The sequence below is a fragment of the Arthrobacter sp. FW306-06-A genome, from assembly GCF_021870055.1.
Taxonomy (GTDB): Bacteria; Actinomycetota; Actinomycetes; order Actinomycetales; family Micrococcaceae; genus Arthrobacter.
On the sequence record NZ_CP084552.1, the window covers coordinates 522,501 to 539,489 of the forward strand.

The 16,989-nt window shown below is 66.0% G+C and carries 14 protein-coding genes; 7 read left to right on the top strand and 7 right to left on the bottom strand.

Features of this window, described 5'->3' with window-relative positions:
* Positions 1 to 149 precede the first annotated feature (149 nt).
* Complete coding sequence (locus tag LFT49_RS02610) at positions 150 to 1,739, bottom strand: MFS transporter (protein ID WP_236800764.1); 1,590 nt, start codon at positions 1,737 to 1,739, stop codon at positions 150 to 152.
* Positions 1,740 to 2,174: 435 nt separating this feature from the next.
* Between LFT49_RS02610 and LFT49_RS02615 the strand changes: the two genes are divergently transcribed.
* A complete protein-coding gene (locus LFT49_RS02615) occupies positions 2,175 to 2,432 on the top strand; it encodes a hypothetical protein (RefSeq protein ID WP_236821114.1) in 258 nt (85 codons plus the stop codon).
* Between the two features lie 157 nt (positions 2,433 to 2,589).
* On the opposite strand, the gene LFT49_RS02620 is transcribed toward LFT49_RS02615, so the two are convergent.
* Positions 2,590 to 5,151, bottom strand: a complete 2,562-nt coding sequence (locus tag LFT49_RS02620) for an ATP-dependent DNA ligase (RefSeq protein WP_237429670.1) — start codon at positions 5,149 to 5,151, stop codon at positions 2,590 to 2,592.
* A 40-nt stretch (positions 5,152 to 5,191) separates the two neighbouring features.
* Here LFT49_RS02620 and ku point away from each other — a divergent pair, with 40 nt between their 5' ends.
* The 3 genes from ku (at position 5,192) to LFT49_RS02635 (ending at position 7,785) form a co-directional block, all read left to right on the top strand.
* Positions 5,192 to 6,343, top strand: coding sequence for a non-homologous end joining protein Ku (gene ku / locus LFT49_RS02625; RefSeq protein WP_237429671.1), 1,152 nt, complete (start codon positions 5,192 to 5,194; stop codon positions 6,341 to 6,343).
* Between the two features lie 143 nt (positions 6,344 to 6,486).
* On the top strand, positions 6,487 to 7,329 hold the full coding sequence (locus LFT49_RS02630; RefSeq protein WP_236800769.1) for a class I SAM-dependent methyltransferase: 843 nt from the start codon (positions 6,487 to 6,489) through the stop codon (positions 7,327 to 7,329).
* A 3-nt stretch (positions 7,330 to 7,332) separates the two neighbouring features.
* Positions 7,333 to 7,785: an SRPBCC domain-containing protein gene (locus LFT49_RS02635; RefSeq protein WP_237429672.1), complete on the top strand. Its 453-nt coding sequence runs from the start codon at positions 7,333 to 7,335 to the stop codon at positions 7,783 to 7,785.
* A gap of 172 nt (positions 7,786 to 7,957) precedes the next feature.
* Here the strand turns inward: LFT49_RS02635 and LFT49_RS02640 are convergent, their stop codons facing one another.
* The 5 genes from LFT49_RS02640 to LFT49_RS02660 form a co-directional block, all read right to left on the bottom strand.
* Positions 7,958 to 8,236, bottom strand: a complete 279-nt coding sequence (locus LFT49_RS02640) for an HPr family phosphocarrier protein (protein ID WP_142131405.1) — start codon at positions 8,234 to 8,236, stop codon at positions 7,958 to 7,960.
* A gap of 66 nt (positions 8,237 to 8,302) precedes the next feature.
* On the bottom strand, positions 8,303 to 10,396 hold the full coding sequence (locus LFT49_RS02645; RefSeq protein WP_237429673.1) for a PTS fructose transporter subunit IIABC: 2,094 nt from the start codon (positions 10,394 to 10,396) through the stop codon (positions 8,303 to 8,305).
* Positions 10,397 to 10,398: 2 nt separating this feature from the next.
* Entirely contained in the window at positions 10,399 to 11,421 is a 1,023-nt protein-coding gene (locus LFT49_RS02650; protein ID WP_237429674.1) for a 1-phosphofructokinase family hexose kinase, read from the bottom strand.
* Positions 11,418 to 12,224, bottom strand: a complete 807-nt coding sequence (locus tag LFT49_RS02655; RefSeq protein WP_237429675.1) for a DeoR/GlpR family DNA-binding transcription regulator — start codon at positions 12,222 to 12,224, stop codon at positions 11,418 to 11,420. The genes LFT49_RS02650 and LFT49_RS02655 overlap by 4 nt, the downstream gene beginning before the upstream one ends.
* A 290-nt stretch (positions 12,225 to 12,514) precedes the next feature.
* Positions 12,515 to 12,772: a DUF6458 family protein gene (locus LFT49_RS02660; protein ID WP_141158415.1), complete on the bottom strand. Its 258-nt coding sequence runs from the start codon at positions 12,770 to 12,772 to the stop codon at positions 12,515 to 12,517.
* Between the two features lie 172 nt (positions 12,773 to 12,944).
* On the opposite strand from LFT49_RS02660, the gene LFT49_RS02665 reads away from it, so the two are divergent.
* The 3 genes from LFT49_RS02665 to LFT49_RS02675 all read left to right on the top strand — a co-directional run bounded on the left by LFT49_RS02665 (position 12,945) and on the right by LFT49_RS02675 (position 16,985).
* Positions 12,945 to 13,562 carry an alpha/beta hydrolase gene (locus LFT49_RS02665; RefSeq protein WP_237429676.1) on the top strand — a complete coding sequence of 206 codons (618 nt, stop codon included), beginning with the start codon at positions 12,945 to 12,947 and terminating at the stop codon, positions 13,560 to 13,562.
* Between the two features lie 200 nt (positions 13,563 to 13,762).
* Entirely contained in the window at positions 13,763 to 14,500 is a 738-nt protein-coding gene (locus LFT49_RS02670) for an HAD family hydrolase (RefSeq protein WP_237429677.1), read from the top strand.
* 139 nt (positions 14,501 to 14,639) lie between these two features.
* A complete protein-coding gene (locus LFT49_RS02675) occupies positions 14,640 to 16,985 on the top strand; it encodes a glycoside hydrolase family 65 protein (RefSeq protein ID WP_237429678.1) in 2,346 nt (781 codons plus the stop codon).
* Positions 16,986 to 16,989: the final 4 nt, after the last annotated feature.

The following is a 16,989-nucleotide window of genomic DNA, read 5'->3' on the forward strand; positions in this document are numbered from 1 at the left end:
CGGCAGGCACGCAAAGGCCCGTCCCCCGTGCTTCCCCCAAGGAGGCACGCGGGACGGGCCCGTGAGCGTGGGCTACAAGAGCGCCCGGCGGACGGCTGGAACTAAGCCCGGCTGGAACTGTGTCCCGATGGAACTGTGTCCAGCTGGAACTAGGCGCCGGCCGGAACCCCGCGGTGTGCCTGGGGATCGTTGCCGTCGTGGGTGTCGAACGGCAGTTCGTCCAGGTTGATGAGCGGGTTTTCGTCCTGGGTTGCCACCAGTTCCTTTGCCTCCGCCGCGGAGTCAACGCTCGGCATCGATCCGGGGAGGGGACGGTTTGCCGATTCCTTGAGGAAGTAGATGGCAATGGCACCTACCAGGGAGGTGGCCATCAGGTAGTAGGCGGGCATCATGTCGTTGCCGGTGGCGCCGATCAGCGCGGCCACGATGAAGGGGGTGGTGCCGCCGAAGATGGCCACGGCGAAGTTGTAGGCGATCCCCATGGCGCCGTAGCGGCTGGACGTGGGGAACTGGGCCGGCAGGGCGGAGGCCAGGTTGGCCACGTAGAACGTCACGGGGAAGGCAACCAGGGTCAGCCCGGCGAGGGTGGACCAGATCTGTCCGATGCCGATCAGCAGGAAGGCCGGGATGGCCAGGACGATGGTGCTCACGGCGCCGATCCAGAGCACGGGACGGCGGCCGATCCGGTCGGACAACTTGCCCGTAAGCGGGATGCAGAGGCTCATGATGACCAGCACGGGAATCGTCAGCAGCGTGCCGTGCACCTCGTCGTAGCCCTTGGATTCAGTCAGGTACGTGGGCATGTAGGACGTCAGTGCGTAACCGGCAGTGTTGGCGGCGGCCACCACAACCATGGCGACAATGATGGGGCGCCAGTAGGCCTTGACGATTCCCACAGGTCCCTTGGCCTGGGCGGTCTCACCAGCGGACGCGTTCTTGGCGTGCTCTTCCTGGGCGTCAAGGGTGGCCTGGAACTGCGGCGATTCCTCGATCTTGCTCCGGAAGTAGACGGCGATGAGGCCCAGCGGGCCGGCCACCAGGAACGGGATGCGCCATCCCCAGTCCTCCATGGTGTCCTGGCCCAGGGTCAGCTGCAGGACGGACACAAGGGCGGCGCCGATGGCGAAGCCCAGGTAGCTGCCCAGGTCCAGGAAGCTGGCAAAGAAGCCGCGGCGCTTGTCTGCGGCGTACTCGCTGACGAAAGTGGTGGCACCGGCGTACTCGCCGCCGGTGGAGAAGCCCTGGATGACCTTAAGGAGCACCAGCAGTGCAGCTGCCCACAGGCCGATCTGGGCGTACCCGGGCAGGAGGCCGACGGCGAAGGTGCTCGCTGCCATGATCATCAGCGTGGTGGCCAGGATCTTTTGGCGGCCCATCTTGTCGCCCAGCCAACCGAAGATGACGCCGCCCAAAGGACGGGCGATGAAGGTGGCGGCAAAGGTTCCCAGCAGGAACAGCGTCTGCGTGGTGGGATCCGACTCGGGAAGGAACACCGGGCCCATGGTGGTGATGAGGTAGCCAAAGACACCTACGTCGTACCATTCCATGGTGTTGCCCACGATGGTTCCGCCGAGTGCCTTTTTAAGCATCGGCTGGTCAACCACGTTGACATCGGATTCCTTGAGCCGGCGGCGTGGGAGCAGCCTGGGCTTCTTGGCAGCCGTGGCGGCTGCGGGGTAGGTTCCGCCGGCGTTTGTGGCGCCTGCGAAAGAGTCGGTCCTGCTTCGGTCTGTGGGCATTTGGGCAACTCCTGTGGAGGTCATTTGCTTGCGACTTGTAGCTGCCCCGCTCTGGGCAGGCCTTCAATTTTACGGGAGATCGGTATCGTCGGCTCGCCAAATGGCCTAGGATACGGCCGTTTAGGCCCCCGGAACCGGTTCCATCCTGGATATTTTTCCCCGGCTTTTCCCGCGTCGTTACTGGGAAGCAGGCTGATCAACGGCATCGTTACCGAAAATTTTTGTTTTTGGCTCCTTCCGGCGCCGGTTTTGCGGCGGTTGCAGCCGGGAAAGTGACTGCGGCCACCGTACTCGGAGGGGGTTCACAGGCGCCTCGGGGGTGCCTATGGTAGAGCGATGAACACACTTCTTTCCGGGCAGTAACCTGCGCGCGCCCGGGCGTTTTCGTTGGCGTTCCGTTTCAAGGAAGAACGAGGGAAGAAGGGAAGAACCACAATGGGTGAAGAGTCCAACCAGTTCCACATCAAGCCCGAGGTCGCGGACCACCTAGCGGCGGCTATGGATGTGCCGGTAGCCCCGGGCCCCGCAGCAGTCGGCGGCGTTCAGTTGCCGCAGCAGGGCGGATGGCCGGATGGCCTGGGGAAGCGGCGCCATCCCAAGGACCGCGCTTCCGGACATGGCCGGATCGGGCACGAAGCAGCCGTGACGGCGGTCCACCGCACCGGCCGCCCGCAGATGCCGCACTCCTCATAGGTACTGGGGTACGTCGCAGCTGCCAACGAGCGTTTGGATGCAGCATGGCGACGCGCACCGGCCGTGTCGACACTGAAATTACCTGGCGCCCTCAGAATATGAGCGCGCCAGGTAATTTGCGCGTCGCGGGTCCACGTCCGCGTCGAAAACCCTGCTGTCAGCTTTCCCGGACCACGTCCGCCGGGTCCTTGTCCACACGCCAGCCCCGCCACCGCGGATGCCGCAGCCGTCCAGGTCCAGTCCATTCGCTGTAGGTCACTTCGCCCACCAGTTCCGGTGCCACCCAGTGGGCGTCGGCCGCGTCGGGGCGGGGGACCTCGTGGAACGGTGAGCTCTTCCGGCCCAGCCGCTCCACGGTCTGCCGCAGTTCTGTGAGCTCGCGGGTGCTGAAGCCGGAGCCAACGCGGCCCACGTACTGCAGCTTGTCGCCATCGGGAATGCCCACCAGCAGTGATCCAACAGTCTCCTGGCGGCCTCCCTTTCCCGGACGCCAGCCTCCCACCACCACTTCCTGGGTTTGTTCGGTCTTGAGTTTGATCCAGGTCCGGGTCCGCTGGCCGCTGACGTAGCGGCTGTCGGTCCTCTTGGCCATCACACCCTCAAGGCCAAGCTCCTGCGCGCTTTCCATGAGGATTTCAACGGACTCCGCCAGCACCATGGACAGGTCCACCGGGCAGTCGGACGGCTCAAAAAACTCCTCGAGCCGCTGCCGGCGTTTGCTGAGCGGCAGGCGGCGGAGATCCTTGCCGCCGTCGAAAAGGAGGTCGAACAGCATCAACTGGACTGGAATCGCGGTGCGGGCCCTGGCGACGTCGGCGGCCCGGGTGAGCTTCATCCGGCCCTGCAGGAGGCCAAAGTCCGGCCGCCCACCGGGGCCGACGGCGATGATCTCACCGTCCGCCACGAACGGTTGATCCGGCCAGCAGGACCGGTCCGTGAACTCGGGATAGGTGCGGCTCACATCGTTGCCGTTGCGCGAGAAGATGCGCACCGTTTCCCTGTCGGCCACCAGGATGGCCCGAACGCCGTCCCACTTGAGTTCGTACTGCCATGAGCTGCCCTGCAGGTCGGCCGTAGTGCCGGACGTCGCCATCATGGGTTGGTATTCCAAAGGGTCCGCAACGGTACCGGCGGCGGACCCGGCCGACGCCTTGGGCTCGGCTTCCTGCCCAGGCACCGCGCCGCCGTCGTCCTCTTCCTGCTCCTCCGCTTGCGCCGCCCGGGACGCTGAAGCGGATTGAGCCTGCGCCTCCGGAGCCGCATGCCGCCGTCGTCCGCCTGCCTGCTCCTGGTCCATGAGGTGGATGAGCCACTGGCTTTCAGCGTCCTTGCCCTGGCCCCGTCCGGTGTGGATCAGCGCGATTTTCCTGGTGCCGCCCAGCCCGCCGCCCTCGGAACCGGTCAGCGTGGCGATGACTTCCCTGCCGTTGATCCACTTATGCAGTTCGTAGGTGCCGGTGTCCCAAATGGTCATGACACCCGCGCCGTACTCTCCCTTCGGGATGGTCCCGTGGAAGGTGAGGTAGTCCATGGGGTGGTCCTCGGTTTGGACCGCCAGATGGTTCTTCCCGCCGGACTCGGGAACGCCCTTTGGCAGGGCCCAGGAGGCCAGGACGCCCTCATGCTCCAACCGCAGATCCCAGTGCAGCCGGCTGGCGTGGTGTTCCTGGATGACAAAGCTGTTGCCGGCGGCGGGGAGGCCGGCGAACGGCTCGGGCGTGGCCTTGGGATCGCGCATGGAGCGGTACTTGCTTAGGCGCGGATCGCCGTCGTGCGCTTCCTCCCGGGCGGCGTCATCGCTGGGCGCTCCGGCTCCATCCCCACCACCTGCAGCGTTGACGACGGCGGCGAATGGGTCCTTGCCGTCCCGCACCCTTCGCAGTACCTCCTGGTAGTCCAGGTGCTTCAGGTTGGGCGAGTCGATCTCCCCCCACGTCCGGGGTGCAGCCACCAATGGGGTCGGCCGGCCCCGGAGTGAGTACGGGACGATGGTGGTTTTCGCAGCGTTGTTCTGGCTCCAGTCCACCAGCACCTTGCCCTTGCGGAGGGACTTCTTCATGTCGCTGACGGCGAGGTCGGGGTGGTCGGCCTCGAGTGCGCGGGCAAGTTCCCGTGCGAACGCGGAGATCTGCTCGGAGGTCTGGCTCCCGTCCAGGGCTGCGTAAAGGTGGATGCCCTTGCTGCCGCTGGTCACCGGCACCGGACCCAGGCCCACGTCCTGCAGGATGGTGCGCGCCAGGAGGGCCACCTCGCGGCACTCCTGCAGGCCGGCTCCCTCGCCCGGGTCCAGGTCCAGCACGAGCCGGTCCGGGTTCAGCTGGTTGCCGTGCGAGTCCACCCGCCACTGCGGCACATGGACTTCCAACGAGTTGATCTGGCCGAACCAGGTCAAGGTGGCCGCGTCGTTGACCAGTGGGTAGTGGATGGTCCGGTCCTTGTGCGTGATCGCCGCTCGCGGCAGCCATCCCGGGGCCGAATCCTCCAGCTCCTTTTGGAAGAACACCTCGCCGGGTTTCTCTGCTGTGCCCACTCCGTTGACCCACCGCTTGCGGGTGGCCGGCCGGTTGGCAGCCGCAGGAATCAGGACGTGGGCCACCGCGGCGTAGTACGCCAGGACGTCCGCCTTGGTGGTGCCGGTCTCCGGATAGATGATTTTGTCCAGGTTGGTGAGGGTCAGTTCCCGTCCCGCCACCCGGACACGCTCCCTGCTAGCGGCCATGGGGCTTCACCTCCGGCCCGCTCTGATGTTGACTGTAGGAATGAGAGCCATCTGGAAAGGTGCCATCGCGTTCGGCCTGGTCAACGTGCCCGTGAAGGTCTACAGCGCCACTGAGGATCATGACATCAGTCTGCACCAGGTTCACAATGCCGATGGCGGCAGGATCCGTTACCAGCGCCGGTGCGAGGTGTGCGGCGAGGTGGTGGACTACTCGGACATCGAGAAGGCGTTCGATGAGGACGGCCGCACCGTGGTGCTGTCCAAGGATGAGCTCAAGTCCATTCCCGCGGAGAACAGCCACGAGATTGAAGTGGTGCAGTTCGTCCCGTCCGAGCAGCTTGAGCCCATGATGTTCGAGAAGAGCTACTACCTGGAACCGGACTCCAAGTCGCCCAAGGCCTATGTGCTGCTGCGCCGGGCGCTGGAGGACACGGATCGGGTGGCCATCGTCCAGTTCGCGCTGCGGGAGAAGACCCGGCTGGGCGCCCTGCGGATCAAGGACGACGTGCTGGTGCTGCAGTCCCTCCTGTGGCCGGATGAGGTGCGGGAGGCCAACTTCCCTTCCCTGGAGGCCGACATCAGGATTTCAGCGCAGGAACGGGACATGTCCGCGGCGCTGGTGGAGTCCATGGCTGCCGACTTCGAACCCGACTCCTTCACCGATGAGTACCAGGTGCAGCTTCGCCAGCTCATCGACGCCAAGCTCGAACAGGGCGAATCGCTGGACACGGAGGAGACGTTCGGCGTGGAAGCCGGCGAGGGCGGCAAGGGCGAAGTCATCGACCTCATGGAGGCCCTCAAACGGAGCCTGGACCGGAAACGCGGCGGCGGGGAGGCCGCCTCCGCCGGCGGAAGTTCCGACGACGAAGCTGACACCGATGAAGCCGACACCGGGGACGGGGAAGCCGAGGGAGCCAAGCCGGCCCGCAAAGCTTCCGGCACCAAGGCTTCCGGCACCAGGGCGGCGGCCGCGAAGACCGGCACGGATGACGCGAAACCCGCCAAGTCGTCCGCGAAGTCCACGGCAGCCACCAAGTCCACTGCCGCCAAATCGACCGCGTCAAAGCCTGCCGCCTCCCAAACAGCCGGGTCGAAGTCCACCGGCACCAAGTCGGCGGACAGCAAGTCCACGGGAACGAAGACCGCAGCCAAGCCCGCCGCCAAGACCACCAGGGCCCGCAAGCCCGCCTGAGCGCAAGCCCTCCTGACCTGCCCACCTTTAGTCCCACCTTTACAGCTGCCTCCATCGCGTCCACAATGAGTCGCATCACAGCCTCCGCTGTGCCAACAGCGTGCTGTCACCCATTTGGACCAGACACGTAGAGGGGCACGGGCATGAGCCAGCAGACCGATGCAGTGGAGGCGGACCGGGAGCTCAAAAAGAAGCACCGGGCCATGTGGGCGTCAGGGGACTACCCGGCCCTCGCGGACGAGATGCTCCTGGAACTGGGCGCCGTCCTGGTGGAGGCCACGGGCATTAGGCCGCGCCAGCGGGTGCTGGACGTGGCGGCGGGAACGGGCAACGCCGCCATTCCGGCCGCGATGATGGGCGCCAAAGTGGTTGCCAGCGACCTCACCCCGGAGCTTTTCGAGGCAGGGCGGCGGGAAGCCGCGAACCGCGGTGTCACCTTGGACTGGCAGGAAGGTGACGCGGAAGCCCTGCCTTTCGGTGATGCGGAGTTCGACGCCGTGATGTCCTGCATCGGGGTGATGTTCGCACCGCACCACCAGGCGGCCGCGGACGAACTGGTTCGGGTCTGTAAACCTGGCGGCTCCCTGGGGCTGCTGTGCTGGACGCCGGAAGGATTTATTGGCCAGATGTTTGCGGTCATGAAGCCTTTCGCGCCGCCGCCCCCGCCCGGTGCGCAGCCTGCCCCGTTGTGGGGGAGCGAGGACCATGTCCGCGAACTGCTGGGGGACAGGATCACTGATGTCCGCACCCGCAAGCAGAACCTGGCCGTCAAAAGCTTCCACCAGCCCGCGGACTTCGTGAGGTATTTCAAGTCCCACTACGGCCCCATCATTTCGGTGTATAAGTCGCTCGCCGAGGATCAGGACAGGGTCAAGGCGCTGGACAAGGCCCTCACCGATTTGGCTGACTCCTTTGGCGACGCCCACGGCGACGTCCCGTTCCAGATGGAATGGGAATACCTGCTCTTCACGGCAAAGAAGGCCTGACCCATGGCCGGGAACCACGTGGCAGTCTCCGTCACCACCATCAACGCCAATCCCATGCGCGTGTGGGAGGTGATCACGGACCCGGCGGCCGTGAAGGAGTTCATGTTCGGGGCCGTCCTGGAGACGGACTGGAAGGTGGACAGTCCCATCACGTGGCAGGGCGAATGGGACGGGAAGACGTACCAGGACAAAGGCCGGATCCTTAAGGTCGAACCGGGCCGGAAGCTGGTCCACACCCACTTCAGCCCACTGTCCGGCCAGGAGGATAAGCCCGAGAACTACCACAAGCTCGAATGGACTTTCGAGGATCTGGGCGGCGCCACCCGCCTGTCGCTGGCACAGGACAACAACCCCACCGAGGACGCCGCCGCGCACTCCAAGGGCATGTGGGACAAGCTCCTGGCGGACGTGAAGGCGCTCGCCGAACGAACCCAACGCCCCTCCCCTCCCAACTGACTCGCATTTGTTGTCGTTTTGAAGGGTCAAAACGACAACAAATGCGACCTACTTGGGTGAGGCGCGCTGAAGGTGGGCCCGGCGTTTAAAGCCAAGCGGCCGCCCTCGGACGTTCCCATTTAGGGAAGCCCGACGGCGGCCGCCGGCTTTGTGGCTTGGGGCAGCGTTGCTGCTACTCGGCGTCGTGGTCCGTTTCCAGAATCTGCACCAACCGGTCCAGCGCGTCGTCTGCGCCGGCACCTTCGGCGCGGAGGACCACCACGTCACCGTGCGAGGCACCCAGGCTCATGAGGGACAGGATGCTGGCAGCGTCCATGGCTTCGTCAGCCGGTTCGCCTTCGCGGGCGATGGTGATGTCCAGGTCGAACTCTCCGGCTGCCTCGGCAAAGATGGCGGCCGGGCGGGCGTGCAGGCCCACGCGGCTGGCGACGGTTGCTGTGCGTTCTGGCATTTTTGCTCCTTTGTCTTTCGGCGTGCTGAGGGTTCAGCGGCCGGTGAGGTGTGTGGCTAGGCCGGCTCAGACGGTTGCGGGAACCGGTTCCACCGTATCAACGGTCTTCTTGACTGCCCAGCGCTTGAGTCCCACGACCGCCAGCGCGCTGACTATGGTGCCGGCGATGATCGAGACGACGAACATCAGCAGGTTGCCGATGGCGAAGAAGACGAAGATGCCGCCGTGCGGGGCCTGGGAGGTCACGTTGAAGGCCATGGTGAGTGCGCCGGTAAGGGCGCCGCCCAGCATGGAGGCGGGGATGACGCGCAGGGGATCGGCCGCGGCGAACGGGATGGCGCCTTCGGAGATGAAGGATGCGCCCAGCAGCCAGGCTGCCTTGCCGTTCTCGCGTTCGGCCAGGCTGAACAGCTTCTTGTCCAGGACCGTGGCCAGTGCCATGGCCAGCGGCGGAACCATGCCCGCTGCCATCACCGTCGCCATAATCTGCCACGGGGCCTGGTTGGTGGCGCTGCCGGCGCTCAGGCCGGCAACGGCGAACGCGTAGGCGACCTTGTTGACGGGGCCGCCCAGGTCGAAGCACATCATGAGGCCAAGGATGATTCCAAGGACGACGGCGGAAGCACCGGTCATGCCGGACAGCCAGTTGTTGAGCGCCGTGGTGAGTCCAGCGATGGGTCCACCGAGGACCAGGAACATCAGGCCGGAGGCCACGATCGAGGCGAGCAGGGGGATGATGACTACGGGCATCAGGCCGCGCAGCCAGCGGGGAACCTGCCAGGTTCCGATCAGGTGGGCGACGTAGCCGGCCAGCAGGCCGCCCACGATGCCGCCCAGGAAGCCGGCACCCATGAATCCGGACACGGCACCCGCGACGAAGCCGGGGGCGATGCCGGGCCGGTCAGCGATGGCGTACGCGATGTAGCCTGCCAGCGCGGGGACCAGGAAGCCCATGGAGAGCGCGCCGATCTTGAAGGCTACGGCGCCCAGGTAGATGGCCAGGCCGCCCTCGGGCAGGTTGCCGAAGTTGTTCTGCACCACCACCTTGTCAGCGACGCCGGTGATGTCATAGCCGCCCAGGAGGAAGCCCAGCGCAATCAGCAGGCCGCCGCCGGCAACGAACGGAATCATGTAGCTGACGCCGGTGAGCAGGGCCTTCTTGAGCTTCTGTCCGATGTGCTCGCCCTTTTCCTCAGCCTCGTGCTCGGCCTGTTCCTCGGCACCGAAGTGGGGGACGCGGTGGGCGTTGGGGTTCTCAGCCGCGGCGAGTGCTTCCTGGACCATCTTGTCCGGCTCGTCGATGCCGCGCTTGACCGGAGCGTTGATGACCGGCTTGCCGGCGAAGCGCTCCTTGCCGCGCACATCCACGTCCACGGCGAAAATCACGGCGTCAGCTGCTGCGATGACAGCGGGGTCCAATGCCTTGGCCCCGGAGGAGCCCTGGGTTTCCACCTGCAGGTCGACGCCCATTTCCTTGGCAGCTGCCACCAGCGAGTCGGCCGCCATGTAGGTGTGGGCGATGCCGGTGGGGCAGGCGGTCACGGCGACGAGGCGCTTGGGACGGGCAGGTGTTGAACCCGTGGCAGTGTTGCCGGCGCTTGCGCCTGCAGAGGCTGAAGAACCTGCTGCACCGGCACCTGCCGCTGCGCCAACGCTCGCACCGACCGGAACGGCGTCAACCGGGGCGGCTGCGGCGTGTGCGGCTGGCTTGTCGGCCAGGGCGCCTTCCACGAGCTCCACGATTTCTGCCTGCGAGGAGGCGTTGCGCAGGGCCGCGGTAAAGTCCTTCTTGATGAGGGAGCGGGCCAGCTTGGAGAGCAGCTTCAGGTGCTCCTGGTCCGCGCCGTCCGGAGCGGCGATGAAGAACACCAGGTCAGCCGGGCCGTCCTTGGCACCGAAGTCAACCTTCGGGTCCAGACGTGCCATGGCCAGGGTGGGCACCGTGACGGCGGTGGAGCGGCAATGCGGGATGGCGATGCCGCCGGGGATGCCGGTGGCGGTCTTCTGTTCGCGTGCGAAGGCGTCGGCGAAGAGTCCTTCAACTTCCGACGCGCGTCCGGTGGCAGCTACCTTGCTTGCCAGATGCCGGATCACCGTCTCGGGGGCGTTGCCCAGGTTCTGGTCGAGCTCGACCAGGTCCGTGGTGATGAGCTGGGTCACTGTCAATCCTTTCGAAGGGCCGTGATGGTTACGGCATCCGGGGTGGTTTGGTCTGCTGCCGGAACAGTGGATCCGGGCAGCGAGGCAGCGGCGGCACCATGGGCCACCGCCTGACGAAGGCAGTCGGCGGGGGCGGCGCCCCGGCCGTGGGCAAGCAGGTAGCCGGCAAGTGCGGAGTCGCCCGCACCTACCGTGCTGACCGCGGCGACCGGCGGGTGCGTGGCCAGCCACGCGCCGTCGGCCGTTACGAGGACAGCTCCCTTGGAACCGAGAGTTGCCAGCACAGCACCTACGCCGGAACGTACGACGGCGGCTGCAGCGGCGGCGGCAGCCGCAGGGTCCGCTTCCAGCTCGTCACCGGATGCCGGGGCAAAACCGGCGGCTGCGGCCAGTTCCGCCAGTTCCTCGGCGTTGGGCTTGAGGAGGTCCGGTTTCCCGGAACCCGTGGTTGTTCCGCTGGTGCCTGTGCCGTCGTCGGGGGTTCCGGCGTCGGTGAGGGCAGCGGCGAGGGGCGTCCCGGAGGAGTCGACGGCGATCAGCGGCGCATTGCCGTTGCCCGCCTCCCGGATCCGACGGGCCACCGTTGCGTAGAAGTTGTCCGGGAATCCGGGCGGCAGCGAGCCGGCCAGGACTACCCAGGTGGCGCCACGGGAGCTTTCCAGCAGCAGCTTGATGAGGGCTTCCTGCTGGTCCGCGGCAAGGACGGGCCCGGGTTCGTTGATCTTTGTGGTCACGCCGCCGGGCTCGGTGAGCGCCACGTTGGTGCGCAGCGGCTCGTCGATGGGAAGGGATATGAAGGGGACTGCACTTTCGCGCAGGCCGGCCAGGACGGGATCGCTGTCCGCGCCTGGCAGGACGGCCAGGGATTCGAGTCCGGAGGCCACCAGGGCGCGGGAGACGTTGACGCCTTTGCCGCCTGACTCCTGGCGGACGGAGACGGCGCGCTGTACTTCGCCGCGTGCCAGGGGGCCGGGGAGGGCCACCGTGCGGTCGAGGCTTGGATTGGCCGTGAAGGTGACGATCATGCGATCACCACATCGACGCCGGCCTCTTCCAGGGCGGCCGCGAGCTCAGGTCCGGGTTCACTGTCTGTGATCAAGGTGTCCAGATCTTTCAGGGAGGCGAACTGGACCAGGGTTTCCGTGTCCAGCTTGGAGGAGTCGGCCAGCACCACAATGCGGCGCGCCGACTGGACGAAGGCTGCCTTGACGGCGGCTTCTTCAGGATCGGGAGTGCTGACGCCAAAGGTGGCGTGGATGCCGTTGGTTCCGATGAACGCGATGTCCGGGCGGATGCGGCTGGCGGCATCCACCGTTGCTTGGCCCACGGCCACCTGGGTGAGTCCGCGGACCCGGCCGCCCAGGATCTGCAGGGCGACGCCGGGGACGTTGGAGAGCTTGCTGGCGATGGGTACAGCGTGGGTGATAACCACCAGTTCGTGCTGCGGCCCGGTTCCGTCGGAAGGTTCGACGGCGGTGCGTCGCGCCAGCAGGTCCGCCAGCACTTCGGTGGTGGTGCCGCCGTCCATGAGGACACTGGCCGGCGAGTTCCGGGGAATCAGGGCAAGGGCGGCCTGTGCGATCCGGCCCTTTTGGTCCGGCCGCTGGATGGCCCGCTCGGTGACGCTTTCCTCGGTGGTGCTGAAGCGGTCGGCCGCCACCGCTCCACCGTGGACCCGCCGTACGGTGCCGGTGTTCTCCAGCGCCGCAAGGTCGCGGCGGACGGTTTCCGTGGTGATGCTGAAGCGCTCGGCGAGCAGGGTCACGCTGACCCGGCCGTTGCCGGCCACAAGCTCGGCAATCTTTTGCTGGCGCTCCTCGGCGAACACGTACCCTCCGTTGCGTAGTGGCTGTCGTGACTTGGATCACTCTGGTGTTGAGTTACTTGACTTTATCTTTGCTTCTGTTGGTTTGTCAATGGAAACCAACATGAAACAAGATTTAGATCTGCGAAGGGTTGGAATTCCTGCTCCGAACGACGGATTGGGAGTGTTGTGGCCTCCAGCTCTGGACAAGAAAGCCGGGCCGGGACGCGAAAAAGCCGGGCTGAACGCTTTGGTCCAGCCCGGCTCTTCGGGTTCTTTTGTTTCGAGGCGCCTTGTCCCCGGTCCGCCGGTGGTTAGATTCCGCCGTCGCGGCTTTCATGGCGGGTGATGCGCTCGCCGGTGTTGGGATCGATGACGGAGCGGGACTCGCTGACGCGCCGGCTGCGGCCGGGGGAAGCGAGGATGAGGGACGCGATCAGTCCGATCACGCCCACGGCCATCAGGATGTAGCCCACCAACTGCTGGTCCACGAACGGAATGAGTCCGGGAGCCACTGCCCAGGCAAGGATGGCGCCGAGGGCGATGAGGAAGATTGACGAGCCGATTCTCATGACTTGCTCCTTATAACCGCGTCCTGCGCGGCGCTGGTAGGGCGTTACGGAAAGGTGGTGCGTCACTGCCAAAAGCTAAGCCTGCTGTCTGTCAAGCGTCACGCTACCTCCCAGTGATTCGGGATTCAATGACCCGGCCGTGAGGACAGGCACGTCTCGCTAGGCTGTTCCGGTGGAAACAGTTGTGTGGTCCAAGCCCGAAGGCCAGCGTGCCGGCACTCCGTTGCTGGTGATGATGCATGGTTACGGCACGGACGAGTCGCGGATGGTGCGCCTTTTCGAATACCTGCCACAGGAGTTCACCTGTGGCGCCGTGCGCGCCCCGATGCCGATTGGCGACCACTGGGGTTGGTTCCTGCTGGACTACTTCCTGGCGAACGACTTCGCCGACGTCATTTCCGCAGCCAACTCCGTCCGCGCGTGGATCAGTTCCGTCAGGGACCAGCACAGCAGCGTCACCCTCATGGGCTATTCCCAGGGCATGGCCATGGCCACCACGCTCCTGCGGCTGCACCCCGAGGACTACAAGGCCGTTGTGGGGTTGTCCGGCTTCGTCCTCAAGAACGAGCTCCTCACGGTCATGGATTCCTTCGAGGCCAAGCCGCCCTTCTTCTGGGGGCGGGACAAGGCCGATCTGGTCATCAACGAGGACGCCATCGCCTACACCGCCGAATGGCTGGACCAGAACACGTTGTTGACGCCCCGGACCTACCCGGGGATGGGGCACGCGATGTCCAAAACGGAGATGGTGGACGTCAGCGCCTTCCTCCGCCATTACGTCCTGCGGTGACTGATTATCCGCTGCAGCGGAGGGTAAGAAAAAACAGTTGCCAGCGAAATTTGCAAGCGCTTACACTCGTCTACGGCCATGATCGGTCCTGCAGTGGGCGGACAAGGGAGTGATGCTGCGCGCATGCCGCGCAGCTGAACCTCCTTTCGGCTGCCCGGCGGGGCCGGCTGTCCACCAACAGAGAGGACACCGCACCGCCGATGACACAAGAAATTGCAGCTGATACCGCCGCCTGGACCGGCGCCGCAGCAATCCTGTTCGACCTGGACGGGGTGCTGACGCCCACAGCCAGCGTGCACGAGCGGGCCTGGCAGGAACTGTTCGATGGCTACCTTGCCTCACAGCCAGGTGTTTCCGGCTACAGGGAAAGCGACTACTTCGACCATATCGACGGCAAGCCGCGCTTTGACGGGGTACGCGACTTCCTGGCCTCACGCGGGATTACCCTGCCGGAGGGCCCGCTGGATGACGATCCCTCCCACGACACCGTCCATGGTCTGGGCAACCGGAAGAACGCGGTCTTCAACGACATCGTGAGCGCCGGCGTCGAACCGTTCCACGGCTCTGTCCGCTTCCTCCAAGCCGCGCTTGACCGAGGACTCAAGGTCGCCGTCGTCTCCTCCTCCCGCAATGCCCCCGCAGTCCTGAAGGCCGCCGGCCTCAGCCGGCACTTCGCCGTCGTGGTGGACGGGGTGGTGGCCGCGGAGCAGGGCCTGCCCGGCAAGCCAAACCCGGCCACGTACGAATACGCCGCCAAGCTGCTGGACCTGTCCAGCTCCGAGTGCGTGGTGGTCGAAGATGCGGTGTCCGGTGTACAGGCCGGGCAGGCGGGATCATTCCACTCCGTCATCGGCGTGGACCGCGGAGCCGGGCGGCAGACGCTCCTGGACGCCGGCGCCACCCTGGTGGTCAACGACCTTCAGGAACTCATCCCCTAAACCCATCCGGGAGCCGTTGCCTTCCCCCGGGCAACCCCGCTATCCCACCCACCGCAGCACCAATCCAGTTACCGCATTTCCCCCGAATACTCCGTGCCGGCCAGCCCGGCAGCACAGCAAGGCCAAAAGGACCCCGACCATGGCATTGATCACCGCGGACCGCGAACGGTTCCCCGACACCCCCTGGCAGCTCGTCGAAACCCGCTACGAGACCCATGGAGCCGCAACGCTTGAGACCCTGTTTGCCCTCGGTAACGGACACCTGGGCATCCGGGGCGCCCACTGGGCGGCGGCCGATGCCGAACTGCCGGGAAGCTTCATCAACGGGCTGCACGAGATCTGGGACATCAAGCACGCCGAGAACGCGTTTGGCTTCGCCCGGACCGGGCAGCGCATCCTCTACATTCCGGACGCCAACAACTTCACGGTAGTGGTGGACGGGGAAAGCCTCAGCCTGGCCGAGTCCGAGGTGCTGGACTACCGGCGGACCGTGGATTTCTGTACCGGAATCTATGAATGCCGCATCACCTGGCAATGCCGGTCCGGCGCAACCGTGACCACCACGGAGCGGCGTGCCGTGGGCTTCGCGTCGCGGGGCGGCCTCGGCATTTCGCTGGAGGTGGCAACGAACCAGCAGGTTTCCCTGGACGTCACCTCGTCCGTGATCAACCGCCAGGACCAGCCGGTGGAAGACCACTCCGTGCACGATCCCCGCCGCGCCGGCCGCCACGCAGGGCGCGTGCTGCTGCCGTTGCGGCTCGACGGCGGCGACGGCTCCCTGCGCCTGTCCTGGGAGGCGGCGGAGTCCAAGCAGCGGGTGGGCATCGCCGTGGACCACTGGACGTCGCCCGGGCACCAGCCGTTCGAGACGCTGGTTGACCAGGACGACAGCAGTGTCCGGTACGTCCTGGCGGTGGACGCTGATGAGCCGTTCCGGCTGGAGAAGAGCGTCAGCTACGCCGCCGGCCGCACCATCCAGGACCCGGAAATCGACGCAGCCGCCGTGGCGGAAGAGGCGCTGCGGCCGGTGAGTGACATCTTTGCCGAGAGCGAGGCGCACTTCCGCAGCTACTGGGCCACCTCGGACATTCTGGTGGAGGGCGGCCGGCCCGGGCTGCAGCAGGCCATCCGGTGGAACCTGTTCCAGTTGGCCCAGGCCACCGCGCGTGCCGATGTTGCCGGCATCCCCGCCAAGGGCGTGACCGGATCGGGCTACGAGGGGCACTACTTCTGGGACCAGGAGGTGTACCTGCTGCCCTACCTTACGTACACCAATCCCGACGCCGCCCGGCAGGTCCTGGAGTTCCGCCACAGCATGCTTCCCGAAGCCAGGATCCGCGCCAAGGAGCTGAGCGTGGAGGGTGCCCTGTTCCCGTGGCGCACCATCAACGGGCTCGAAGCCAGCGCTTACTACGCTGCCGGTACCGCGCAGTTCCACATCGCCGCAGCCATCGCCTTCGCCACCAACAGGTACCTCTGGGCAACCGGTGACACCGCCTTCCGGGACGGGATGGGCGCCGAGCTGCTGATCGAGACCGCCCGGATGTGGATCTCCCTTGGCTTCTTCGGGAAGGACGGGCTCTTCCACATCCACGGCGTGACCGGCCCCGACGAGTACACCGCCGTGGTCAACGACAACCTGTACACAAACGTCATGGCCCGCTTCAACCTTCGCGCGGCCGCTGCCCTTGAGCACGCCGGCATCACCCTGGAGGAGCGCCAGCTGTGGGAGGCTGCGGCCAGCCGGATGAACCTGCCGTTCGACGAGCGCATGCAGGTGCACTCGCAGGACAACGACTTCATGACCCTGGAGGCCTGGGACTGGACCACTCCGCGGTCCAAGTACCCGTTGCTGCTGCACTTCCACCCTCTGGTCATCTACCGCCACCAGGTGCTGAAGCAGGCGGACACGGTCCTGGCCATGTTCCTGCAGTGGCAGGACTTCACGGCCCAGGAAAAGCACCGTGCGTTCGACTTCTACGATCCGCTCACCACCGGCGACTCCACGTTGTCCGCCTGTGTGCAGGGGATCATGGCGGCGGAGGTGGGCTATTCGAAGGAAGCGCTGGAGCACTTCACCAACGCCGCGTTCATCGACCTGGACGACACCCACGGCAACACCATCGACGGCGTCCACATCGCCTCCACCGGGGGAGTGTGGAGTTCGCTGGTGTGCGGTTTCGCCGGCATGCGCGACCAGGGCCCGGTGCCGTACTTCGATCCACGTCTGCCCAGCGAATGGGACGGGTTGGCCTTCCACCTGAAGATCCGCGGCCGCCTGCTGCTGGTCCAGCTTGCCGCCGGTTCCATCACGCTCACGGTGCAGGAGGGTGAGCCGCTGAAGGTAGATGTCCGCGGCCAGCACTTCACGGTGGGCGGTACGCCTATGCAGGTGCCGCTTGAACCGGCCGTGGAGCCGGAGCCAACGGTCTTTCCCAGCGGACTGCCGACGGCGAGCATCCCGGTGGTGCGCGGCAACAGCTGACGCG